The sequence below is a fragment of the Gemmatimonas sp. genome (assembly GCF_027531815.1).
In the GTDB taxonomy this organism is placed as follows: domain Bacteria; phylum Gemmatimonadota; class Gemmatimonadetes; order Gemmatimonadales; family Gemmatimonadaceae; genus Gemmatimonas.
The window spans coordinates 362,839-388,342 of record NZ_JAPZSK010000004.1; the positions used below are offsets into that span (position 1 = coordinate 362,839).

General features: G+C 67.4%; 16 protein-coding genes. 14 read left to right on the forward strand and 2 right to left on the reverse strand.

The genetic code is table 11. The annotated features are described in order from the left end of the window. Positions 1-196: 196 nt before the first annotated feature. The 9 genes from coxB (at position 197) to dacB (ending at position 9,780) form a co-directional block, all read left to right on the forward strand. On the forward strand, positions 197-1,522 hold the full coding sequence (coxB, locus tag O9271_RS05450; RefSeq protein WP_298266861.1) for a cytochrome c oxidase subunit II: 1,326 nt from the start codon (positions 197-199) through the stop codon (positions 1,520-1,522). Between the two features lie 38 nt (positions 1,523-1,560). Further along, entirely contained in the window at positions 1,561-3,444 is a 1,884-nt protein-coding gene (ctaD, locus tag O9271_RS05455) for a cytochrome c oxidase subunit I (RefSeq protein ID WP_298266863.1), read from the forward strand. Between the two features lies 1 nt (position 3,445). Continuing rightward, positions 3,446-4,138 carry a cytochrome c oxidase subunit 3 gene (locus O9271_RS05460; protein ID WP_298266865.1) on the forward strand — a complete coding sequence of 231 codons (693 nt, stop codon included), beginning with the start codon at positions 3,446-3,448 and terminating at the stop codon, positions 4,136-4,138. 4 nt (positions 4,139-4,142) lie between these two features. Next, complete coding sequence (locus O9271_RS05465; protein ID WP_298266868.1) at positions 4,143-4,475, forward strand: cytochrome C oxidase subunit IV family protein; 333 nt, start codon at positions 4,143-4,145, stop codon at positions 4,473-4,475. Positions 4,476-4,731: 256 nt separating this feature from the next. Beyond that, a complete protein-coding gene (locus O9271_RS05470) occupies positions 4,732-5,637 on the forward strand; it encodes a cytochrome c oxidase assembly protein (protein WP_298266871.1) in 906 nt (301 codons plus the stop codon). After that, entirely contained in the window at positions 5,634-6,218 is a 585-nt protein-coding gene (locus O9271_RS05475; protein WP_298266873.1) for a hypothetical protein, read from the forward strand. Before O9271_RS05470 ends, O9271_RS05475 begins: the two co-directional genes overlap by 4 nt. A gap of 88 nt (positions 6,219-6,306) precedes the next feature. Beyond that, positions 6,307-6,897 carry a hypothetical protein gene (locus tag O9271_RS05480; RefSeq protein WP_298266875.1) on the forward strand — a complete coding sequence of 197 codons (591 nt, stop codon included), beginning with the start codon at positions 6,307-6,309 and terminating at the stop codon, positions 6,895-6,897. Beyond that, positions 6,894-8,090 (forward strand): hypothetical protein, encoded by a 1,197-nt coding sequence (locus tag O9271_RS05485; protein WP_298266877.1) that lies wholly within the window; start codon positions 6,894-6,896, stop codon positions 8,088-8,090. Before O9271_RS05480 ends, O9271_RS05485 begins: the two co-directional genes overlap by 4 nt. Positions 8,091-8,094: 4 nt before the next feature. Further along, entirely contained in the window at positions 8,095-9,780 is a 1,686-nt protein-coding gene (dacB, locus tag O9271_RS05490; RefSeq protein ID WP_298266879.1) for a D-alanyl-D-alanine carboxypeptidase/D-alanyl-D-alanine-endopeptidase, read from the forward strand. A gap of 9 nt (positions 9,781-9,789) precedes the next feature. On the opposite strand, the gene O9271_RS05495 is transcribed toward dacB, so the two are convergent. Next, entirely contained in the window at positions 9,790-13,533 is a 3,744-nt protein-coding gene (locus O9271_RS05495) for an Ig-like domain-containing protein (protein WP_298266882.1), read from the reverse strand. 126 nt (positions 13,534-13,659) lie between these two features. Beyond that, positions 13,660-15,561 (reverse strand): aspartate ammonia-lyase, encoded by a 1,902-nt coding sequence (locus O9271_RS05500; RefSeq protein WP_298266884.1) that lies wholly within the window; start codon positions 15,559-15,561, stop codon positions 13,660-13,662. Positions 15,562-15,718: 157 nt separating this feature from the next. Between O9271_RS05500 and O9271_RS05505 the strand changes: the two genes are divergently transcribed. The 5 genes from O9271_RS05505 to O9271_RS05525 all read left to right on the forward strand — a co-directional run bounded on the left by O9271_RS05505 (position 15,719) and on the right by O9271_RS05525 (position 25,498). After that, a complete protein-coding gene (locus O9271_RS05505; RefSeq protein ID WP_298266886.1) occupies positions 15,719-16,756 on the forward strand; it encodes a N(4)-(beta-N-acetylglucosaminyl)-L-asparaginase in 1,038 nt (345 codons plus the stop codon). Positions 16,757-17,253: 497 nt separating this feature from the next. After that, positions 17,254-19,686, forward strand: a complete 2,433-nt coding sequence (gene leuS, locus O9271_RS05510; protein ID WP_298266888.1) for a leucine--tRNA ligase — start codon at positions 17,254-17,256, stop codon at positions 19,684-19,686. Between the two features lie 119 nt (positions 19,687-19,805). Then, on the forward strand, positions 19,806-20,951 hold the full coding sequence (locus tag O9271_RS05515) for a PDZ domain-containing protein (RefSeq protein ID WP_298266890.1): 1,146 nt from the start codon (positions 19,806-19,808) through the stop codon (positions 20,949-20,951). A 282-nt stretch (positions 20,952-21,233) separates the two neighbouring features. Further along, positions 21,234-22,334 (forward strand): efflux RND transporter periplasmic adaptor subunit, encoded by a 1,101-nt coding sequence (locus O9271_RS05520; RefSeq protein WP_298266893.1) that lies wholly within the window; start codon positions 21,234-21,236, stop codon positions 22,332-22,334. Continuing rightward, entirely contained in the window at positions 22,331-25,498 is a 3,168-nt protein-coding gene (locus tag O9271_RS05525) for an efflux RND transporter permease subunit (protein ID WP_298266896.1), read from the forward strand. Before O9271_RS05520 ends, O9271_RS05525 begins: the two co-directional genes overlap by 4 nt. The last annotated feature ends 6 nt before the right edge of the window (positions 25,499-25,504 follow it).

Genomic DNA, 25,504 nt, shown 5'->3' on the forward strand with positions numbered 1-25,504 from the left:
TATGAAAAGTGCATTTGATGGTTACCACATCAAGAAATGTCGGCAAAACTCCGAAAACAGGAAGGGACTTGCTTGCGGGGTTTTGAAACGCCGGTTTAGCTTCGCACAGCAGTCCCACCACCCCACCTTCTGCCTTGTGCTCGGTATTCAGCCCGTGCACGGGGCAGAGGGATCCCACACTCCCTCAGGAACAGGCATGGTTGGCACGTTCCGCCCGCGGCGGCTGGCTTCCGCTGCGCTGCTGGGCGCTCTGGCCCTCGGGCTCGCAGCCTGCGGCGGCGAGTATCCGAACTCGACGTTCAATCACAACACCGACTTCAACGCGGACATCGACGCGTTGTGGGACAAGCTCCTGTTCTGGGGCACGATTGTCTTCGTCGGCGTTGAGGCTGCCCTCGTCTACACCATCTTCCGCTTCCGTCGCCGCCCAGGCGGCGCGACGCCGAAGCAGGTGCACGGCAACACCGCGCTGGAGATCACCTGGACAGCCATCCCGGCCGTCATTCTGATCTTCATCGCCATCCCCACGGTCCGCACGATCTTCAAGACGCAGGCGAAGGCGGCGCCCGATGCCCTGCAGGTCGAAGTGATCGGCCATCAGTGGTGGTGGGAGTTCAAGTATCCGCAACTCGGCATCACGACAGCCAACGAGCTGTACTTGCCGAACGGGCGCACGGTCAATTTCCAGCTCAAGACGGTCGATGTGCTGCATTCCTTCTGGATTCCCCAGATGGGCGGCAAGCGCGACCTGATCTCGAACCGGACCAATTACCTCTGGTTCACGCCCAACAAGGACCTGCCCACGTCGGCGTGGAACGGGTTCTGCGCGGAGTTCTGCGGGCCGTCGCACGCGAACATGAAGTTCCGCCTGTACACGGTCACCCCGGCGGAATTCGACCAGTGGGCCGCGCACCAGAAGCAGCCGGCCATCTTCCCGGCCGTCGCGGCGGTGCCGGTGCTGCCGGCGCCGTCGGGAGTGGCCCCTGTGCCTTCGGGCACCGGTGCGGCGCCCGTCTTGCTCGCGTCGACGCAGAGCACGATGCCGGCCGATACCGGCACGGCGGCCCCGGCCCCCGCTGCGGTGCCGGTGTGGACCTTCCCGCGCGAAAAGCTCGAGAAGGAGTTCGCGTACACGATCCCCACGGCGAAGATCCCGGTCAGTGTGAGCTTCGACGAGTCGCTGCTGGCCAAGGGGGACCCCGCGCGGGGCAAGGATCTGTACAGCAAGTCGAGCTGCATCGGCTGTCACGCGATCGCGGGCACGCCGTTCAACATGGCGGCCGTGGGCCCGAACCTGACGCACGTCGGGACGCGCTACACGATCGCCGGTGGTCTCTATCCGAACGACGCGAAGCATCTCGCCTACTGGATCAAGAACGCGCCGGCGCTGAAGCCCGGCAGTCTCATGCCGACGCTCGGCAAGGGACTCACCGATCCGAAGACGAAGATGGTCGTGAACGTTGGCGGGCTGACCGACGCCGACATCGCGGATATCGTGGCGTACCTGCAGGCGCTCAAGTAGACGCCGTCACCGACTCACGCTGACTGACTTTCGACACGATGGCTACCATCGCTGCCGCGCCCCCGTACACCGAAGCCAAGGCCGCACCCGCTGACACCGGGCTGTGGTCGTGGCTCACCACGGTGGACCACAAGCGCATCGGGGCGCTCTATCTCATCACGGGGCTGTTCTTCTTCGTCGTCGGCGGTCTCGAGGCCGCCGTCATCCGTGCCCAGCTGGCGGTCCCCAACGGCACGCTCGTGTCGGCGGACATGTACAACCAGCTGTTCACGATGCACGGCACGACGATGATCTTCCTCGCCGTCATGCCGCTCTCGGCGGCCTTCTTCAATTTCCTCATTCCGCTGCAGGTCGGGGCGCGTGACGTGGCGTTCCCACGCCTCAATGCATTCTCGTACTGGATCTACCTGCTCGGCGGCATCTTCATCACGGTGCCGATCTTCTTCTCGGTCGCACCGGATGGCGGTTGGTTCGGCTACGCGCCGCTGAGCACGAAGGCGTACTCGCCGCAGATCAACATGGACTTCTGGGTGCTGGGGTTGCAGATCCTCGGCATCTCGTCGCTCGCCGCCGGCTTCAACTTCATCACCACGATCATCAACATGCGGGCGCCCGGCATGACGCTCATGCGCATGCCGATCTTCACGTGGATGTCGTTCGTGGTGCAGTTCCTGGTGGTGCTGGCGTTCCCGGTGATCACCGTCGCGCTCGTCTTCCTGCAGTTCGACCGCTTCTTCGGCACGAACTTCTACACGATCGCGAAGGGGGCCGACCCGCTCCTCTGGCAGCACCTGTTCTGGGTGTTCGGGCACCCTGAGGTCTACATCCTCATTCTGCCCGCCTTCGGCCTCGTGTCGGAGGTGCTGCCGACGTTCTCGCGCAAGCCGCTCTTCGGCTACCCGGTCATGGTGTACTCGGGGATCCTCATCGGCTTCCTCGGCTTCGGCGTGTGGGCCCACCACATGTTCTCCGTGGGCATGGGTCCGATCGCCGACTCGGTGTTCTCACTGGCGACGATGCTCATCGCCATCCCCACCGGCGTGAAGATCTTCAACTGGATGGCCACCATGTGGGGCGGTCAGATCCGCTTCACCGTGGCCATGAAGTTCGCCGTCGCACTCGTGGGGCTCTTCACCATCGGCGGCATCTCCGGTGTCATGCACTCGTCGCCCCCGGCCGACCTGCAGCAGACCGACACCTATTTCATCGTGGCGCACTTCCATTACGTGCTCTACGGCGGGTCGATCTTCGGCATCTTCGCCGGCACGTACTACTACTTCCCGAAGATCACGGGCCGCTTCCTCTCGGAGAAGCTCGGCAACTGGCACTTCTGGATCTCGCTCATCGGCATGAACCTCACGTTCTTCCCGATGCACTTCAGCGGGCTCCTGGGCATGCCGCGTCGCTACTACCAGTACGATGCCGGGCAGGGCTTCGAGCTCTTCAACATGATGTCCACGATCGGCACGCTGATCCTCATGATCGGCACGCTCTTCGGGCTCATCAACATCTGGAAGAGCTGGACAGGGGGCGCGATGGCCTCGAGCAACCCGTGGGGGGCTGCCACCATCGAGTGGTCCATCCCGTCGCCGCCGCCCGACTACAACTTCGCCGAGCTGCCCCAGATCAAGTCGCGCTATCCGATGTGGAACCCGAAGGAGGGCGCGGAGCTGGTGCACGAGACGACCTACGAAGAAGAACAGGGGCGTCGCATTCCCACGTCGCAGGAGCTGGGCATTACCATGCCCAACCCGTCGATCTGGCCGCTCATCACCGCGGCCGGCATCATCGTGATGTTCTGCGGCCTCATGTTCCTGGAAAAGAGTACGGCCACCGGCGTCGGCATCATGCTGCTCGGCACCGTCTGGTGGGTCGGCTCGCTCTACAAGTGGCTGCTGACGCCGCTCGAGGATCACCACTGAGATGACTGCGACTACTGCTCCCCTCGCCCATGGTGATGGCCACGCCCATGGCGGCGGTCACCACCACACCTCGCTGGGCCTCGACAACCGCAAGATCGCCATTTGGACCTTCATCGGGTCCGAATGCATGCTCTTCGCTTCGCTGATCTCCACCTATCTCGTGTACAAGGGACGCAGCCCGCAGGGGCCGTATCCGCACGAGGCGTGGACGAATCCGTCGACGGGCGAAGTCATGAAGCCCATCCTCGACATCCCGGTCACGAGCGCCTCCACCTTCGTGCTCCTCATGTCGTCGGTGGCCATGGTGATGGCGCTCAACGCCGTGCAGACCAAGTATCAGCCCAAGATCACCACGTGGGACAAGATCAAGGGCTCGTCGAAGCTGTGGCTGTGGGCCACGGCGCTGCTGGGCACGATCTTCCTCATGTTCCAGGCGTACGAGTTCACCTCGTTCGTGCACGAAGGGCTCACCATTCGCACCAACCTGTTCGGCTCGAGCTTCTTCACACTCACCGGGTTCCACGGTGCGCACGTGACCGTGGGGGTGCTCTGGCTGTTCACGCTGCTCGCGATCGACTACAAGCGAGGCCTCGAGCCCAAGGATGCCCTGCTGGTGGACATCTCCGCGCTCTACTGGCACTTCGTCGACGTGGTGTGGATCGTGATCTTCCCGCTCATCTACCTGATCAAGTGAGGCGATGATGGCCAGTCACTCCGACGCACACGCGCACGAGCATCCGGGGCCCGGCACCTACGGCATCATCGCGCTGATCCTCACGGTCATCACGATCGCCGAGGTGTCGGCCTACTACTACAAGCCGTGGGAAGAGAGCGCGATCTACGTGCCGAGCATGCTGACCATGTCGGCGGTCAAGTTCTTTCTCGTGGTCGCGTACTACATGCACCTCAAGTACGACCACAAGCTGTTCAAGGCGCTCTTTTCGGGCCCGCTCATGGTAGCGGGGCTGACGCTGATCGGCCTGCTGTTCCTGTTCAGCAAGCTGGTGATCCGGCTCGGACTGCTGACGTGAGTCTCGGACCCCAGCGCTGAGCCTCGAAAATGGCGAGGCTGAGAGTTCAGCCTGGATCGCGGTGAGCACGAGGGTTCTCGCAGCGAGAATTGAGAGGGGCGCCCTTCAGGGTGCCCCTTTCCATTTCCTCTCAACTCCCACCGCGAGAACCCTCAACGCTCACTGCTATCCCGGCTCAATTCTTCGCCCCACCGCCTCACCTCTGATTCTCACCGCTCGGGTCTCCCCGCTCGCGGTACCCCGCTAGATTTCGCGTATGTCGCTGCTGCATCCCGTCGCCCGCCTTTCGCTCTCCGAGTTCTCGGTTCACCCGAGCACCACCATCGGCATCGCGATCTTCGCGGCCGCCTACATCTGGCGCGCGAAGCAGGGGCCCACGGCGGCGGATCGGCTGCCCGTCACGGTGACGGCACACACGGCCAATGCCACGCAGCTGGACATGGCCGCGGCGCCACAGGGCCCCACGCCGGCGCAGCGACTGGCGTACTTCACGTCGCTGGCGCTGCTCTTCCTCACGCTGAACGGGCCGCTGCACGACGTGAGCGACTTCTACCTGTTCAGCGGCCACATGGTGCAGCACCTCCTGCTGACCCTGATCGTGCCCCCGCTCATGATTGCGGGCACACCGGGGTGGATGCTGCGACCGTTGCTGCGCCGCCCCGGGCTCTTTGGGGCCGCGCGCACGCTCACGAGCATCACCTGGTGCTTCGTGTCCTTCAATGTGGTGCTCGCGTTCTGGCATCTGCCGCCGCTGTACAACCTCGCGCTGGCCAATCACGGCGTGCACATCGCGCAGCACCTCATGTTCATCGCCGCGTCGGTGCTCATGTGGTGGCCGCTCATGTCGCCGCTGCCGGAGCTCCCCCGCGCGGCGTATCCGGCGCAAATGCTGTACTGCTTCCTCATGGTCATCCCCATGTCGATCATCTCGATCTACATCGCCATGGCCGACACCCTGCTGTATCCCGCCTACGCGGCGGCACCGCGCATCCTGGGGATCACGCCCATGCAGGACCAGCAGTATGGGGGGCTCATCATGTGGATCCCCGGCGGCGTCTTCTTCTATGCCGTCATGACCGTGGTCTTCTTCAAGTGGTCCAATCGCGGCGAGGACACGGAAGAGAGCGCGCAGGTGGGGTGGGTGCCCACCACCACGCCATGAAGGGTGGCAAGCAGGGCGGCGGCGGACGCAGTGGTGGGCGCAGCGGCGGACGCAGCGGCGGGCGCGCCGGTGGGCGCAGCGGTACGCCGGCACGTGGCGGAAAGCCCACCGGCGGCATTGCACGTGGCGACGGGCAGGCGACCGGTGCACGACCGCCACGCGGGGCCCCCAAGCAACAGTTCGGCGGCAGCTCCAGCCGGGACACGCTCCCGCCCGCTCGGGGCGCAGCCCCCCCCGCGGCAGCCCCCCAGACGGCCGCGCGCAGCGCGGTGACCGTGCAACGCACGCTCAATGTACCCGCCAGCGCCGTCATCCGGGCCATCAACGACCCCGATCGTCGCGGGTGGGCGCCGCAGCAGCTGTATCGCGTCGTCAGCTTGCTGGCCCCACGCTTCATCCGTCTTGCCTTTCCCGACGGGACGCTGGTGGCGATCACGGTGACGCGACAGGGCAATGCCCGCTGCACCGTGAGTGTGGAACTCACCAACCTGCCGGCCAGCACCGACGAACGCGCCCTGCACGAACGGTGGGCGTACGCCCTGGCGGCGCTGCAGGATCAACTGGACAGCAGCTGGGATTGACGCGCTCCCACGGGCCGCGCGGCACCGCGCGGGACGGGATTCCCGCTGGCGCCCTCGACAACGTGGCTCACCTGCGCGACACTCCGGCATGACTTCCTGTCGTCCCTTTTTCCTCCGAGTGCTCGCGCAGAGCCGGCCACTCGCCGTGCTGCTGCTGGGCGCCTGCACCGATGGCGGGGCGAAAGCCAGGGCCACGGGCACCAGGCGCGCCGATGCGTCCCAGGCGAGCCCATCGCAGTGTGCTGGCCGCGATACCACCGCGCTGCGCGTGGCCGTGCTCGACTACATCACCACCGCCAATCCGCGTCCGCAGCGCTTTCTGAGTGCATTCGGAACGGACTCCGCGTTGCCGGAAGACGGCTTCACGTCGCTCCAGGACAAGGGACCGACGTACTACTACAACGACAATCCGAAGAACCAGGCGCAGGTGCGCGCCAAGCTGCAAGAGGCCGGCCCGTACACGACCATGCTGGTGGTGTACAAGGGCAACAAGGAAGCCGACAACGGCAATACGGTGACCGTCACCCTCGGTGGTCACTACGTGGGTGGTGAGTTCGAGGGCAGGGTGGCACCGGTTCGCAACATCACCGTCCGTTGCGATTCCACGGGTTGGCGACTGCCCTCCTCGGTCACGAGGCCGGCGGGGGCCGCCGCACCGGCCGCCGCACCCGGCTCGTGAGCCTCACCTTGAAGACCGAGCGCCTCCCGTCGCTGGATGTCTTTCGCGGCATGACCGTCGCCGGCATGCTGCTCGTGAACAATCCGGGAACGTGGTCGGCCATCTACCCGCCGTTGCAGCACGCGCCGTGGCACGGCTGGACCCCCACCGACCTCATTTTTCCATTCTTCCTCTTCATCGTCGGCATCACCACGGAGCTCTCGCTGCGCGCGCGGCGTGCCCGCGGTGACGATGAGCGTGCCATCCTCCGCCAGCTGTTCCGGCGCGGTGCCCTGATCTTTCTCTTCGGCTTCCTGCTCTCGGGCTTCCCGTTCTTCACGTGGCCGCCCGCTCTCGAGGGGGCAACCGTCCTCGACCGGATCGTGCACCGCGTGGAGCATTGGCGGGTGATGGGCGTGCTGCAGCGTATCGGCATAGCATACCTGCTGGCCGGGCTGCTCACCTGGCGCACGACGCTGCGACAGCAGCTCGTCGTGCTCGGCGCCATTCTTCTCGGATACTGGGCGCTGATGACGCTCGTTCCCGTGCCGGATACCGGCGTGCCGGGCCGCTACGTGCTCGACCAACCCGACCAGCTGCTGAGCGCGTGGCTCGATCGCCAACTGCTGGGCACCGCGCATCTCTGGAGCGGTGGCAAGACCTGGGATCCCGAGGGCATCCTCAGCACGCTGCCCGCGGTTGGCACCGTCATCTGTGGCACCTTCGCCGGCAAATGGATCGGCTTGAGCGCGCGTGCATTGACCGAGCGCCTCGCGGGGTTGTTCGCCGTGGGGGCACTCGCCATGATGATCGGCGCGATGTGGCACTGGGTGTTCCCCATCAACAAGAACATCTGGAGCAGCTCGTACGTGGTGTTCACCGCCGGCATGGCATCGGTCACGCTCGCCACCTGCATGTGGCTCATCGAGGTGCGGCAGTGGCGACAATGGACATCGCCCTTCCTCGTCTATGGCATCAACCCGATGCTGGCCTTCCTCGGCTCCGGGCTGATGGCACGCGGGCTGGCCTCCATCTGGACGTGGGACGCCGGCGACGGAACGCGCGTGTCAGCTCAGGGGTTTATCTTCAACACGGCGTTCGCCTCATGGCTTCCGCTGCGGGAAGCGTCGTTTGCCTACGCCGTCGCCTTCGTGACGTTCTGGTATCTCGTCCTGCGAGCTGCGGCGAAGCGCGGTTTCGTCCTCAAGGTGTGATGTCATGATCCGTTGTGTACGCTCGCTCGTCCGTCGTTCGCGACGTACGACCGGCGGACTGCTGCTGGCGATGCTGCTGGTGGAGCTGCTGGTGGTGCCCACCGTATCCGGACGGACGCTTCAGGCGATGCCCTCGGCGCTGGCGGTCTCGGCGCTGGCGGCACCGGCCTCGCCTGCCCAGGCACGAAAACGCCAGCCCCCGCGCAAGGCGAGCAAGAAGAAGCCCGCCGGCCGGTCCACGCGGGCCACCGGTAAATCGGCGCGACGCGCCCGGGTCCCCGTGGTACCGGTCCTGCGCCACACGACGCCGCGCGGTGCGGGTGCCCTCACCGCCGATCTGGCCACCTTGCTCGGCAGTCGCACCCGCAATGGCGATTGGGGCGCCATGGTGGTGAGCCTCACGCGCGGTGACACGCTGTTCGCCCACGGCGCGGGCACGCGGCTTGTTCCGGCGAGCACGATGAAGCTGTTCACCGCGGCCATCGCGCTCGACCGGCTCGGCGCCGAGCACACGTTCAGCACCGATGTGCTGCGTGATGGGACCGTCGCTGCCGACGGGACGCTGCGGGGGAATCTCGTGCTGCGTGGTGACGGCGATCCGTCGCTGTCGCCGCGCTTCGTGCGCGGTGGGCCGGGGGGCTCCATGACGCTGCTGGCCCAACTGGTGGCCGGTGCCGGCATCAAGCACGTCACGGGAGATGTGGTCGCCGACGCCAGTGGACTCGAAAGCCGCCGGATCCCGGAAGGCTGGTTGTCGCGATACGCCGGTGCCGGCTATGCCGCGCCGTTTTCCGCACTGTCGCTCAACGAGAATATCGTCATCGTGGGGGTGACGCCCGGCAAGGCAGGCGGGGTGGCCTCCGTGTTTCTCGAGCCGGAGACGCACGGTCTGATGATCACCAACACCGTGCGTACGGTGCCCGGCAGCGGAACCCGCATCAGCGCCCGCCGCGTGGGCGACGACCGCGTGGTGGTCAGCGGTACCGTGGGAGCGCGGGCGGGCACGGCGCGCTATCAGCTGGTCGTGGGCGACCCGGTGACCTTCACGGCCGGCGCGTTCAAGGCCGCCCTCGTGGCGCAGGGCGTGCGCGTCGATGGGGAACTGCGGACCGGGCGTACGCCGGAGCAGGCAGCGCTCATCACCAGTCTTCCCTCACCGCCCCTGGCGCGGCTGGTGAGCGTGATGAACCGCGAGAGCATCAACATCTTCGCGGAGCTTCTGTATCGCAATGCCGCTCGCGGCCCGGAACGGCGTGCGGTGGGCTCCGCCGAGACTGCCGGGTTCACCTTGCGCGACTTTCTCACGCGCCAGGTGGGTGCCGCGTCGGATGCCGTGACGGCGACCGACGGCAGTGGCCTCTCGGTTCTCGACCGGGTCACCCCGCGCGCCCTGGTGCAGCTGCTCGACCATGCGCATCGCGCCCCGTGGGGCAGCGCCTTCCACGCCTCGCTGCCGGTGGCGGGTGAGTCGGAGTTGCTGCGCCATCGCATGCGTGCCACGCCGGCGCAGGGCAACCTGCACGCCAAAACCGGCACCACCAACGAGGTCATCGGCCTCTCCGGCTACGTCACTGCCGAGAACGGGGAGATCCTTGCCTTTGCGTTCCTCTACAACGGCAAGGACCGGTGGCATGCCCGCGAGACCATCGACGCGATGGGCCCAACGCTGGCCGCCTTCGCCCGCGACTGACAGCGCGCACTAGCGCCGTTGACGTCGCGCCACGCCGACCGGGAGCGGCCCGCGAACGAGCGTGGCCCCGGCGCGCGGCGCGAGTGAGGCGGTGCGTGCCCCCGTAGCGACCCGTACGCCGGCCCGCAGCATGGCACCCGCGCTGCTCCCTGCGACCACCGTGCTGTTGTACCCCACCGCAAACGCGCCGCCGGCGCCGTTCGGGGAGCCACTCACCGACCACAGCTGGTCGGTGATGCCGCTGTTCATGGTGCTCCAGCCACTGCCGTTCCAGCGCAGGATCACGCCGCCTTCACCGGTGGCGTACACGTCATTGGGGGCAGGGCCCCACACCGACGTCAGTACCGATGATGTCGGCAGGGGGACGCTGTTCCACGTGTTGCCGGCCGTGCGGAAGGAGACCCCGGTGAGTCCCGAGTTGCCGGACCCCACGGCCAGCACGTTGGCCCCTCCGCCAGTCCACACGCCGGCCACGGTGCCCGTTGTGGGGAGTCGGAAGTCGGTCCACGCCGAGCCGTTGAAGCGCATCGCCGTGCCGTTCTCGCCCGCCACAAGAATGTCGTTGGCTGATGCCCCATGCACGATCCAGAGCGGACTCGCCGTGGTCACGACGAGCGACCAGCTGCTGCCGTTGAAGCGCAGGACTTCCCCGTTCGAGGTCACCGCGTAGACGTTGCTCGCGTCGGTGCCCCACAGGCCGTACACATGTCCCGTGGACGGGAAGCTCATGGCGTTCCACGACGAGCCGTTCCAGCGCAGCAGCGTGCCCTCATCGCCACCCGCGAAGGCGTCGGACGCGCTCACACCCCAGACGGAATTGAGGGTGGCCGTGGTGGGCGTTGTCTGACGCGTCCACACGGAGCCATTCCATCCGTACACGAAGCCGAACTCGCCCACCGCCCACGCGTTGGACGGCGAGGTGGTCCACACGTCGATCAGGTCGGGTGCCAGGCTCACCGTTTCCCAGGTGGAGCCACTCAAGCGCATGACGCTCCCACGCTGACCGCTCGTCCACACGTTGCCGGCCGGATCGATGGATGCCCCGAAGAGGCGGGGGGCATACGGCGTGCCGACCAGCGACAGCGTACTGCCGTTCAGGGCATAGAGCCCGTCGTCGCTCGTGATGTAGAAGCGGCCGTTGTTGGCGGCACTCCCGGCCACGCTGTACAGGTCGGAGGTCACGCCACTGATCACGCGAACCCACGACACCCCGTTCCAACGCAGCACCACGCCCGAGGCGCCCACGGCCACCGCATTGTTGGCGTTGGCCCCGTGCACCCCGTAGAGCGTTTCCGTGACGCCGGAGCTCTGCCGGCTCCACGTCGTCCCGTTCCACCGCAGCAGCTCCCCGTTGGTGCCGGCAACGAAGCCGGTGTTCCCCAGGGTCCAGACACTGTACAGCGTCTGCGTCGAGCCCGACGGCATGCTGGTCCATCCCGATCCGTTCAGGCGCAGTACGAGTCCGCCGGCACCGACGGCAAAGCCGCTGGCCGCGTCCTCGAGATGGATGCCGTTGAGGGTCTGCTGCGTCCCCGAGATCATGCGCTGCCAGCTGGTGCCATTGAACTGCACGATCACGCCGTTGGTGCCCACGGCCATGGCGCTCGACGGCCCGGTCGTGCTGACGGCCAGGAATTGCGTGCCGTGGGCGCTGCCGCGGGTGGACAGCGTCCATGCCCCGCCGCTGAGCCGGAAGACATCGCCGCGGGAATTCACGGCAAAGGCGTTCGTCGCGTCGGCGGCGTCCACCGACACCACGTCTTCATACAGGGCGCCACCCAGTCGTCCGCTGCTCCAGCTGGTGGCGAGCTGCGTGGGTGCCGCCGACACGGTGATCGCCGCGGTGGCAAAGCGGGTCGGATCGGCCACGGCAGCGACCGTCACGGTGGCGGTGCCGCTGGCGAGCGCCGTCACGAGTCCCGCAAAGTTCACACTTGCCACGGCGGGGTTGTCGCTGCGGTAGGTGACCGCCGTGGACGCCCCGCCACTGACTTGCACGGCGGGCACAAGCTGCACGCTCTGGCCGGCCTGCACGAACGACGCGGCCGGCGTGACGGTCACGCCGAGCACGGTCTGCGCGGTGCGCACCGTGATGAGGGACGTGGCCTGGCGTGTCGTGTCGGCCGTCGAGACGGCGGTGATTGTGGCCGAGCCGGTGCTGACGCCGGTGACGACGCCGGACGCACTCACCGTGGCCACGGCGGCGTTCGCACTGCGCCAGGTCACGGCGGTATTGGCTCCGGCGTCGGCCGACACGGCAGCGACCAGCAGGCGCGTTTCGCCTACCGCGATGGAGGCGGCCGCCGGTTCGACGGTGAGGTCACGGACGACCGGGACGACCGTCACCGTGGCGCTGCGCCGAACCATGGTATCGGCGACCGCGACAGCGGTAATTGTGGTGGTGCCCTGCGCGAGCGCGGTAACGATACCGTTGGCCGCCACCTGGGCGATGGCCGGATCACCGGCACGCCAGGTGACCGCCGTGGACACCCCCAGGTCGCCCGTCACGGTGGCGGTGAACTGGCGCGTCCCGCCAAGCACGATCGAGGCGACCGCTGGTGACACCGACACGCTGCGGACGCTCGCCTGCACCGTGATGGTGGCACTGCCGCGACGAGTGGTGTCGGCCACCGACACGGCGGTCACGGTGGTGACGCCCGGCGCCACACCGGTTACGAGCCCGGTCGACGCCACCATGGCCACTGCCGGGTCGGAGACGCGCCAGGTCACGGCGGTGCTCATGCCTTCGTCGATCTGCACGGCGGCCACCAGCTGCTGGGTCTCACCCGGCGCCAGCGTGCTGGTGCGGGGGGACACCGACACGGTGCGGGGCACGCGAACGGTCACGCTGGCCGAATCCCGCAGACCATTGAAGGCCAGTGACCGGACACGAACGCGCGCGGTGCCAAGGCCCACCGCCACCAGGCGGCCGGAGGAGGTCACCGTCGCAATGGTGGGCGTAGCCGAACTCCACTCCACGTCCCGGGATTCGTTCTCGTCCACATCCACCAGCGCGGTCAGCTGCCGCTCGTCGCCGATTGTCAGATCGGCCGGCATGTCGCGGATGGTCACGCTGCGCGGGGCCGTCACGGTGACCTGCGTGCTTGCCGACACGCGCGGGTCACCGATGGCGATGGCGCGCACGGTCGCGACGCCGGTCCGGAGTCCCGTCAGCACGCCGGAGGAGACGGAGGCGATGGAGGGATCGGCGCTTTCCCACCGGATGGCCGTTGCGGCCCCGGCATCGGCGTCGAGCGTGGGGGTGAGCGTGGCGCTGGACCCGGTTCGTAGCTGCACGGTGGCCGGCAAGGCGATGCCGCGCACGATGCTCACCTGCACGACCAGCTCCTGTGTGGCGGCACCGCTCGTGGCCCGAACGGTGGTACGGCCCGGTGCGCGCGCGGTGATGATGGCGGTGCGCCCGGCCCCCGATACGTCGGCCACGGTGATGTCGTCGCTGCTCCAGTTCACGGCGGCGTTCGGCAACATCGTGCCGGCCGCATCGCGCACAATGGCGGTGACGTTCTCGGTTGCCCCGACCGCACCCAGCCCCACCGTTGCGGCCGACAGGTCGATGCGCGTTGCCACCGCGGGAGGCGTGCCGCCTCCTGTTCCGTTGCCGGAGACACCCGTCACATCGGTCGGTGCGGTGCACGACGCGGTGAGGACGAGGGCCAGCATCGTGGTGCCGCGCAACCGGGAGCGGGTGGCGAACGAACGAACGGCGGCGAAGCAGTCGGGAATCGTGCGCATCGAATCAGGTCAGTAGGGACACGTGATGTTTGCTCAAGGACGAGCAAGTCACAGTGGAGCTACACCCATCACACACCGGATCGGTGACGCCGCTCACGTTCCCCGCATCACCGCGCCGCCACGCATTCACGGCGTGGGACGAACCGCCGCAAACTCCTGCGTGAAACGCGGCGCGGTCATGGCTTCGGGGTCGAGAATCGCGTCGAGCTGCGCTCTCGAGAGGAGGCCGCGTTCGAGGACGATTTCGAACACGCCACGTCCACTGGCAAGCGCACTGCGGGCTACGTCGGTTGCCTGCTCGTAACCGATCACCGGCACCAACGCCGTCACGATGCCGATGGAGTGCTCTACAAAATGCCGCATCCGATCGACGTTCGGCGTGATTCCGGTCACACAGCGTTCACGAAGCACCGTGCAGGCGTTGCGAAGCATGTCGATGCCGCGGAGCAGCCGATACGCGATCACCGGTTCGAAGGCGTTGAGCTGCAACTGACCGGCTTCCGCCGCCATGGTCACGGTCACGTCACCGCCAATCACGTCGAAACACACCTGATTCACCACTTCGGGGATCACGGGGTTGACCTTGCCCGGCATGATCGATGATCCCGGTTGCATCGCCGGCAGGTTGATCTCGCCGAAACCGGCACGCGGCCCCGACGAGAGCAGGCGCAGGTCATTGCAGATCTTCGAGAGCTTGGTCGCCGTGCGCTTCATGACGCCCGACAGCTGCACGAACGCCCCCGTGTCGCTGGTGGCCTCCACCAGATCGGGGGCCGTGATGACCGGCACCCCCGACACGGCGGTCAGGTGCGCGGCCACGAGCTCCGCGTATCCCGGCGGGGCATTGATGCCGGTGCCGATGGCGGTGGCGCCCAGATTGATCTCGCGGATGAGACCCTGCGCCTCAGCCAACCGGTCCACATCCTCACGCAGCGTATTCGCAAAGGCCATGAACTCCTGCCCCAACGTCATCGGCACGGCATCCTGCATCTGGGTGCGCCCCATCTTCAGGAGTGGCGCGAACTCCCGCCCCTTTTCGGCGAAGGCGTCGGCCAGCCGCCCCAACTCGTCGCGAAAGGTTGCCAGGTTACGGTGCAGGGCGAGGCGCACCGCCGTGGGGTACACGTCATTGGTCGACTGCGAGAGGTTCACGTGGTCATTGGGACTGACCACGTGATACCTGCCCCGCACCTCGTTGCGCAGTTCGAGCGCGCGGTTGGCGATGACTTCGTTGGCGTTCATGTTGGTGCTCGTGCCGGCCCCGCCCTGGATCATGTCCACGAGGAAGTGCTCGTGATGGCGACCGGCCCGGATCTCGCGCGCCGCGCGCACGATCAGCTCCGCCGTCATGTCGTCCAGCAGCCCCAGTTCGCGATTGGTCTGCGCGGCTGCCTCCTTGACCGCCGCCAGCGCCTCGATGAGCACCGGGAACTCACGCAGCGGAATCCCCGTGATGGGGAAGTTCTCCAGCGCTCGCAGGGTCTGCACGCCGTAGAGTGCTTCGAACGGGACCTCCCGCTCGCCCAGCAGGTCGTGCTCCACCCGCGTGCGGTTGCCGCCGAAGCCCAGCGTGCGGCCGCGACCGACCAGCGTGGCGTCCGCGCGTCGGAGGCGGGCGGAGATGGCCCGTGCCGCCCGCGCGACCAGCGCGGCGTACAACTGGGGGGCTTCGCGGGTGATCTCGTCCAGCTGGGCCCGGGTAACCATGACGCAGTGGCCCGGCATGATGACGCGGGCCGTGGTGCCATGATTGCTGTCGTCGAGCAGCAGTCCTTCCCCCACCGCTTCCCCCGCACCGAGGGTCACCAGGCGAACGGTACGCCCATCGGCCGCCTTCTCGACGGCCACGGCACCGTTCAACAGCACGGCAAACCGCTGCCGAGGCTCTCCTTCGTTGAAGATCGTGGCGTCGGCGTCGAGGACCGTCGGCGTCACATGGCGGGAGAGCTTCCAGAGGTGGGCGTCGCTGAAGCCGTCGAGAAAAGCAGTGGCGCGCAGCTGATCGGCGATTTCGGCCGGTGTGTACATGGGGGCTGGTAGGCAGGCGGTGGGAGTGGCGGGGCGGTGGGCCCCGGCCGTGGGGAGGCAGACGGCTGCGATGGGCTCTCGCCACGGCCACCCGATTCGACTAACGTCGGCAGGGTACATACCACGCTGCATGCTGCCCCTGTTCCGGAGCCTCGCCATGACCTGGTCTCGCCGCGAATTCCTCGAGCGTTCGGCTGCGTTGTCTGCGGCTGGGTTCCTCCCCCGGCTGCCGGACGCCTGGGATGCCCCGGCGCCCGGGGCGGTCACGCCGTTCCGCGGGCGTCCGTGCGTGGTCTCGTCATCCAACGGCCTTCGTGGCGTCCAGGTGGCCTACGACCGGATGGTGGCCGGTGCTGACCCGCTCGACGCCGCCATTGCCGGGGTCAACATCCAGGAGCTCGATCCGGACGATCAGTCGGTCGGGCTGGGTGGGCTGCCCAATGAGGAAGGGGTCGTGCAGCTCGACGCCTCCTGCATGCACGGGCCGACCCGGCGCGCTGGCGCGGTGGCGTGCATCGAAGGCATTGCCACGCCGTCGCTCGTGGCCAAGGCCGTGATGGACTACACCGACCACGTGATGCTGGTGGGCGAGGGCGCGGGGCGGTTTGCCAGGGCAATGGGGTTCAAGGAGCAGAACCTGCTCACCGAAAAGTCGCGCCAGGACTGGATGCGGTGGAAGTCTCGGCTCAACCCCAACGATGCGTGGCTGGACCACAGCGACGACATCCGCATCAAGTTCACGACCGGCACGATCAACATGAATGCCGTGAATGCTGCCGGGGACATCGGCTCGGTCACGACCACCAGCGGCATGGCGTGGAAGATCCCCGGGCGGGTCGGCGACTCGCCGATCGTGGGGGCCGGGCAGTACTGCGACAACACGGTGGGGGCTGCCGGCAGCACGGGTCGCGGCGAGGCGAACATCAAGACCTGCGCGTCGTTTCTGGTCGTGGAGTTCATGCGACAGGGGATGGCGCCGCAGCAGGCGTGTCTCAAGGTGCTGGAGCGCGTGGTGGCGATGACGGAGCCGCGCCTGCTGGGCGCCGGGGGGCGTCCGCGGTTCGACCTCGAGTTCTACGCCGTCACCAAGGCTGGCGACTTCGGCGGCGCGACGCTGTACTCCGGCGGCCGGTTCGCGGTGTGCGACGAGCGCGGGGCGCGGCTCGAGGAGGCGGCGTACCTGTACCGGCGATAGTCGCCCATCCGGCGACGGGGAACTACGCGGGGGACTGCGCGCGATCGACTACGCGTTGGCGGGGACGCGTTGGCGCCAACGTTTCGGCACCCACGCGTTGGCAGGAACGCGGAGGGGCGCCGGCGCCGACGCGTGCACGAACGCGTGGCGACAACGCGGGTCTGGGTTGGGGGCGCGGCGGGCTGCGCCCGCGCGGGGCGTGGTTGTGGGCGTGGTTGTGGGCGTGGTTGGGGCGTGGGGGCGCCCCGACCCCGACCCCGACCCCGACCCCGACCCCGACCCCGACCAGCGACCGGCGAAGCCCAGTCGCCCGCGTTGTTCCCGCGTCGTTTTCGCGTCGTTTTCGCGTCGTTGCCCGCGTGGGTGCCCGCGCCTCTCCGCGTTTCTGCCAACGCGTGGGTGCCGAAACGTTGGCGCCAACGCGTCCCCGCCAACGCGTGGTCGATCGCGCGGGGTGCATCGCGTCGTTCGACCCCGACCCCGCTAGATTACGCGGGATGCACGAGACCGACGCCCCGACTCCGTATGTGCCCGCGGCCGTAGAGCCCAAGTGGCAGCAGCGCTGGACCGACCGCGGCACCAACACCGCGAATCTCGAGAACCCCACGCGCCCGTTCTACGCCCTGATGATGTTCCCCTACCCGAGCGCCGAAGGGCTGCACGTGGGGAACCTCTTCGCCTTCACCGGCAGCGACATCTCCGCGCGCTTCCACCGGCTCATGGGACACGACGTGTTCCAGCCCCTCGGCTTCGATGCCTTCGGCATCCACTCCGAGAATTACGCGCTCAAGATTGGGGCGCACCCCATGGAGCTCACGCCGAAGAACGTCGCGAACTTCACGCGACAGCTCGGGCGCGCCGGTTTCATGGTGGATTGGCACCAGAAGGTCGACACCTCGCGTCCCGACTACTACAAGTGGACACAGTGGGTCTTCCTGCAGCTTCACAAGCAGGGGCTCGCGTACAAGAAGGCCGCAGCCGTGAACTGGTGCCCGTCGTGCAAGACCGTGCTTGCCAACGAGCAGGTGGAGGACGGCCAGTGCGAGCGGTGCGGAACCACCGTGGAGCAGCGCTTCCTCGAGCAGTGGTTCTTCAAGATCTCCGAGTATGCGCCGCGATTGCTGGCCAACCTCGAATGGCTCGACTGGTCGGCCATCACCAAGCAGGCGCAGCGCAACTGGATTGGCAAGTCGGAGGGCGCGCAGCTCACCTTCTCGCTCGCCGGTCACGACGAACGCGTGACGGTATTCACCACGCGCGCCGACACGATCTACGGTGCCACGTATCTCGTGCTCGCTCCCGAGCATCCGTTGGTGGCCACGCTCACCACCGACGCGCAGCGCGCGGCCGTGACCCAATACGTCGAGGCCACCAAGAAGCAGGACCTCGTCTCCCGCAAGAGCACGAAGGACAAGACCGGCGTGTTCACCGGCGCGTACGCGGTGAATCCCGCCACGAAGCAGCAGATTCCCGTGTGGATCGCCGACTACGTGCTCATGGAGTACGGCACCGGCGCCATCATGGCCGTGCCCGGACACGATGAGCGCGACTACGAGTTCGCCCAGGTGTTCAAGCTGCCCATCGTGCGCGTGGTCGCGGGCCCCAACGACAACGCCGACACGCCGCTCGGCGATGCCGCCTTCACCGACGACGACGGCGGGCGCCTGGTCAACAGCGGCGCGTTCGACGGCCTGCCGGTGCACGAGGCGAAGCGCACGGTCACCGAGTGGCTCGCCGAGCAGCAACAGGCGAAGGCGGTGGTGAACTACCGCCTGCACGACTGGTGCATTTCGCGGCAGCGCTATTGGGGCCCCCCGATTCCCATCATCTACTGCGATGCGTGCGGGGCGGTACCGGTGCCCGAACAGGACTTGCCGGTCGAGCTCCCCAACATCCCCGACTTCAAACCGGACGACAGCGGCATCTCGCCGCTCGCCCGTCACGAAGAGTGGTATCGCGTGCCGTGCCCGACCTGTGGCAAGACGGCGCGTCGGGAAACCGATGTGAGTGACACGTTCCTCGACAGCGCGTGGTACTTCCTGCGCTATCCCAGCGCCACGCGCAGCGACGTGCCGTTCGACGCCGACACCACCAAGCGGTGGCTGCCGGTGAATTCGTACATCGGCGGCAACGAGCACGCCGTGTTGCACCTGCTTTACTCGCGCTTCATCACCATGGTGATGAAGGACGGCGGGTTCATCGACTTCGAGGAGCCGTTCACGCGCTTCCGCGCGCACGGCATGATCATTCGTGAAGGCGCGAAGATGTCGAAGTCGAAGGGCAATGTCATCAACCCCGACGTGTACATGGAGGAGTGGGGCGCCGACGCGTTCCGTATGTACCTCATGTTCCTCGGGCCCTACGAGGAAGGCGGTGACTTCCGCGATCAGGGGATCAGCGGGGTCCGTCGTTTTCTCGACCGGTTGTGGGCGTCGGTACGTGATGCCTCCGCCGAGGGCACGCCGGATGCCGACGTGTTGCGCAAGCTGCACCGCACCATCAAGAAGGTGGGCGAGGATACCGCGAACCTCGGTTACAACACCGCCATCGCGGCGATGATGGAGTACATGAACGCCGTACGCCGTGGCGAGCGCACGCCACATCGTGACGAAGTGCTGCCGCTCGTGCAACTCGCGGCCCCTTTCGCGCCGCACCTGGCCGAAGAGTGCTGGGAGGTCCTCGGGCACCCCACGAGTGTGTTCGACGGGGGGTGGCCGGCCTTTGATCCGGCGCTGCTCGTGGACGACGAGGTCGATCTCGTCGTGCAGGTGAACGGCAAGGTGCGCGGCAAGCTGCGGGTGCCGGCCGCGATCGCGCAGGCGGAGGCACTGGCGCTGGCGACCGCGGACGAGGCGGTCGCGAAGTTTGTGACGGGCCCCCCGCAGAAGGTGATCTTCGTGCCCCGGCGGCTCCTCAACATCGTCGTTTAGGCCAGGGGGGTGGTGGCGCGTCGACGGCCACGCGCTCCGGTGCGTCCCCCGACGGGCGCGGCAACCCTGTCGGCGGCCTTCGTGTCAGACCTCGTGAACATTCCAACGAGGCGCGCAAGATGCTGGTCCCATTTTCTGTACGCTCCCTTGCCGTGACCGCCGTGGTCGTGTGCGGGGGACTCTTTGTCATCAGCAGCCGGCCGTGCGCAGCGCAGGACGTCGAGGAGCGCGACGTGCGCATCCTGCGATCGCCGGCTGCCATCACGGTGGTACGCGGCGGCGCAACGAATCGCGCCGTGCTGGGCGTGGTGCTCGCCGCGAGCAGCCGCGGCGACAGCCTCGGCGTGCGCGTGGAGTCGGTCGAACCCAACAGCCCGGCCGCAGCCGCGGGGCTCGCGGCCGGCGATCTCATCACCGAGATCAACGGCATCAGTCTTCGGGTCTCATCGATCGACCTCGACGATCCAGCGCTCGCGGGGCTCGCGCAGCGTCGGCTGCAGCGCACCATGGCCACCGTGAAGCCCGGCGACGACGTGCGTCTCCAGGTGCGTCAGGGCGCTGCCGTGCGCACGGTGACGGTCACCGCCACGTCGGTGGCGCAGTTGGAGCGCGCCAACGCTCCCGCGCTGGAAGAGCAGCGGCGCGCGCGTGTACCGGGTGAGCGCATCGAGACGCGTGAGCGAACGGTGCCGCGCGGCATGGTCGGTGTACGCGTCGGCGGTACGGGTCATGCTCGCGATACCCTGGGGCTCTTCATCAGCAGCGTCACCAGCGGCGGCGCAGCCGACAAGGCCGGCCTCGTCGAAGGGGAACGGATCGCGGCCGTGAATGGTGAGGATCTCCGCGTGCCGCGGGAGGATGTTGACGACGTGCAGGCCGCATCGGCCCGCGTTGACCGCTTCGTTCGCGCCGTGCAGAAGGTCGAGCCGGGGAAGACCCTCGCGCTGCGGGTGTGGTCCGCCGGACGGGTGCGCGACGTCACCGTGACCGTCGAGGCGATCAGTGACGCCCCGCGCATGAGCGAACCGCAGTGGTTCGAGTTCGAACGCGATGGGGGGGCCCGTGCACGCGTGCGCCTCAATGGCCGTCAGCTCGAGTTCGATGGCGACGCCATGCAGCGTGCCCTCGAGGACATGGGGCAGCGCCTTCAGGAGCGCCTGCGCGAGGTGGAGATCGAAGTGCGCGACCTGCGGGGGCTCCCCGAGCGATCGGGCGCGGCGCGTCTCGCGCCCCGGGGGCGGCTCATCCGCACCGTGGTGCTCTGACGGACGAGACGGCTGGGCCCGGCGCGGCAACGCTGGAGACTGTGCTGACGTAGAATCAGCAGTCCATACACGCGAACCCCGTCCGAGGGCGGGGGGCCGCGCGCCCTTCCCCTGTCGTTCGCCCCGCGAATGTCCGCAATTGTTACACTGAGGGCTTCGGTCCGCCAGCGCTCCATACCGCGTCGTCACGCCGTCGCCACTGCCGCGACGGTTGTCCTGATCAGCTCGCTGGCGGCCTGCAAGGAGCCGGCGCGGCCGCAGCGGCCTGTGCCCACGGTGTCGGTGACGACGACCAAGGCCGCCCCCCTCCCCTATGTGGTCACGGCCAGCGGGCAGGTGGAGCCCAATCGCACGGTCGCGGTACAGTCGCTGGTGTCGGGGCAGCTGACGCGCGTCGCCATCGCGGAAGGGGATGAGGTGCGCGAAGGGCAGGTGCTCTTCCAGATCGACCCGCGCCCCTTCCGTTCCGAGGTGGACCGGCTGGAGAGCACGCTGGCGCGGGACGACGCCACGCTGGTGCGCGCGCGCAGCGACTCCGTCCGGTTCGCCACCCTCGCCAAGGACGGGTACGTCACGAAGCAGCAGCTCGACCAGGCGTTTGCAGAAGCGTCGGCGCTGGCGGCCACGGTGGCGGCCGGTCGCGCGTCGCTCGAGCGGGCACGCCTCGATCTCGAGAACACGACGGTGCGCGCCCCCATTTCCGGGCGCACGGGACAGCTGCTGTTCAAGGGGGGCTCCCTGGTGCGGGCCTCCGCCGATCAGCTCGTCACCATCAACGAACTGCGGCCGGTCCTCGTGCGCTTCCCGGTTCCCGAGCGCGACTTCGAAGAGCTGCGCCGCCGGGCGGGGCTCGACCGGGCCCTCGCCGTGCGTGTCCTCCCGGGCGGGACCGACAGTACTCGCAGCATCACGGGCACCCTCACCTTCGTGGACAACCAGGTGGACCGGGCCACCGGCTCGGTGCTGCTGAAGGCGCGGGTGGCCAACACCGACCGCAGTTTGTGGCCGGGGCAATTCGTGACGGTCCTGCTGCAGCTCAGTGTGGACGAGAACGCCATCACCTTGCCGTCGGAGGCGGTGGTCACCTCCGGCACGAGCACCTTCGTGTACCTGCTCGAAGATGGCAAGGCCAAGCGCCAGGCCGTCAGGGTGGGACGCGCCGCCGGCGCGCTGGTCAAGATCGATAGCGGCCTCACGGGTGGTGAAACGGTCATTACCGAGGGACAGGCCCGATTGCGCGACGGGGCGCCGGTTCAGCTGCGCAAGCCCGCCGGGGCGGCTGACGCGGGCGGTGGGCGGGCGCGCAACGGCTCGGCCCGCGGTCAGGGGGTGAACGGACAGGCGCCCAGCGGTTCGGGAGGCCAGGGAGGACCCACGCGATGAGTCAGCAACGACCGGCGAACGACGTCCCGCCTGAAGTCACGGGCAACTCCAATCTCAGCGAGATCTGGATCCGCCGTCCCATCATGACCACGCTGGTCATGACGGCGATCCTGATTTTCGGGGCGGTGGCGTATCAGCGGCTCGCGGTCAGCGATCTGCCGACCATCGACTACCCCACCATCACGGTATCGGCGGGGCTCCCCGGCGCGAGCCCTGAAGTGATGGCCACCTCGGTGGCCACGCCCCTTGAACAGCAGTTCGCGACCATCTCGGGCATCGACAACATCACGTCGTCGAGCTCACAGGGGAACACCAACGTCACGATCCAGTTCAACCTCGATCGGGACATCGACAAGGCCGCCGCCGACGTCCAGTCGGCCATCTCCAAGACGCTGCGCCAGCTGCCGCAGGGGATCAATCCGCCGTCGTACAACAAGGCGAACGCGGCCGACGCCCCCATCATGATGTTTTCGCTCACCTCCGACGTCATGTCACGCGCGGAGCTGAACGAGTACGCCGAAACGTTCATCGGGCAGAAGCTCAGCACCGTGACCGGCGTTGCGCAGGTGCAGATCTACGGCTCGGCCAAGTATGCCGTGCGCGTGCAACTCGATCCCGGTGCCCTCGCGCAGCGCGGCATCGGCATTGACGAAGTGCAGCAGGCCATCAATCAGGGGAACTCGAATTCCCCGGCTGGCGTGCTCATGGGGCCCAACCAGTCGTTCACGCTGCAGGCCACCGGTCAGCTGAAGAACGCGGCCGAGTTCCGCCAGCTGGTCGTGGCGAATCGCAACGGCCTGCCCGTGCGTCTCGGTGATCTGGGCACCGTGTACGACGGACTGCAGAATCTGCGCGGCTTCAGCGAAATCAACGGCGTCAGCAACATCTCGCTGGCCATCATCCGGCAGCCCGGCGTGAACACCGTGGCCACCGCCAAGGCCGTGGAGCACGAAATGGAGCAGCTCATCGAGCAGCTCCCCCCCGGCGTGCGCGCCTTTACGGTGTTCAATCGCGCCGAAGCCATCGAAGAAGCGGTGTGGGACGTGCAGTTCACGCTGGCCCTCACCGTGGCGCTCGTTGTCATGGTGATCTTCCTGTTCCTGCGGAACGCCCGGGCGACGATCATTCCGTCGCTGGCGCTGCCCTTCTCGATCATCGGCACCTGCATCGTGATGTGGGCGCTGGACTACAGCCTGAACAACCTCACCCTCATGGCGCTCACGCTCGCCGTGGGGTTCGTGGTGGACGACGCCATCGTGATGCTCGAGAACATCGTGCGTCACATGGAGATGGGGAAGTCGCCCATGCGGGCGGCGCTCGACGGGAGCAAGGAGATCAGCTTCACCATTCTCTCCATGACGCTGTCGCTGGTGGCGGTGTTCATTCCGCTGCTGTTCATGCCCGGCATCGTCGGGCGGCTGTTCCGCGAGTTCGCGGTCACCATTGGCGTGTCGATTCTCGTGTCCGGCTTCGTGTCGCTCACGCTCACGCCCATGCTCGCCGCCAAGTTCCTCAAGGGCGGTGAAGGGCATGAGGAGCCCACGGGGGTCTGGCGGTCGGTGGAGCGGCTGTATCAGGGCGGCGAACGCGCCTACGTGACCTCGCTGCACTGGGTCATGCGGCACCGCGGGCTCACCATGCTCTTCAGTGCCTTCACACTGGCCGCCACCGTGGGGCTGTTCGTCTACATCCCCAAGGGCTTCCTCCCCTCCGAGGATACCGGCCGCGTGCAGGGCTCCGTGGAAGGGCCCGAGGGCATTGGCTACGAGGCTTTGGCGGCGAAGGGGCGGGAAGTCGGCAAGATCATCGAGCAGAGCCCGCATGTGGAGCGCGTGAGTGTGTCCATCGGCGGCGGCCCGGGCGGCGGCAGCAACAGCGCCCGCCTCATGCTCACGCTCAAGCCGCGCGATACGCGTCCCCACGTGGACCAGGTCATGCGCGAGATCACGCGGGCCACGGCAAACGTGCCCGGCGTGCAGGTGTTCCTCCGCAATCCACCGCCCATCAACATTGGCGGCCGTCGGGGCAACAGCGCGTATCAGGTGTCGCTGCAGGGCGCCGACATTGCGGAGTTGTACACCAGCGCGCGGGCGCTCGAGCAGCGCATGCGCGAGTTGCCGGAGCTCGAGAACATCTCGAGTGACCTGCAGGTGGGCAATCCGCAGGTCGGCATCGTGATCGATCGCGAACGCGCCTCGGCGCTTGGCGTGACCGCCAGCCAGATCGAGAACGCGCTGTACAATGCCTACGGCTCGCGACAGGTCAGCACCATCTACACGCAGACCAACCAGTACCAGGTCATCCTCGAGCTGAAGGAAGAGTACCAGAAGGACCCGGCGGCGCTTGGTCAGCTGTTCGTTCGCTCCAACACGGGCAGTCTGGTGGCGCTCGGCTCGGTGGCCACCTTCAGCAAGGGCGTGGGGCCGGTCTCGGTGCAGCACAACGGGCAGCAGCCGGCCGTGTCCATTTCGTTCAACACGCGCCCCGGCGTCGCGCTCGGGACGGCGGTGGATGCCGTGCAACGTGAGGCGGCGGCCGTGTTGCCCGTGGGCGTTACGAGCGCGCTCAGCGGCGACACGCAGGCGTTCGCGCAGGCACAGAGCGGACTCCTGGCGCTGCTGGTCGTGGCGATCTTCGTGATCTACGTGGTGCTCGGCATCCTCTACGAGAGCTACATCCACCCCATCACGATTCTCTCGGGTTTGCCTTTCGCCGCTGTGGGAGCGCTCGCCACCCTGCTGATCTTCGGCAAGGATCTCAGCGTGTACGCGTACGTGGGCGTCATCATGCTCATCGGTCTCGTGAAGAAGAACGCGATCATGATGATCGACTTCGCCATCGAAGCCGAGCGGAACGATGGCATGACCCCGCGCGACGCCATTCTCGAGGCGGCGCGTGTGCGCTTCCGCCCCATCATGATGACCACGATGGCCGCGCTCATGGGCACGTTGCCCATTGCGGTGGGTTTCGGCGCTGGCGCTGAATCGCGGCAACCGCTCGGGCTCGCGGTTGTTGGGGGGCTCGCTTTCTCGCAGCTGGTGACGCTCTATGTCACGCCGGTGGTGTACACCCTGCTCGACCAGATGGTACGGCGACGCCGGTTGAAGCAAGGCACCATGGCTCCGGCTCCGGGGCTCGAGCCCGTGCCGGTGGGCGGTGACTGACGCCCA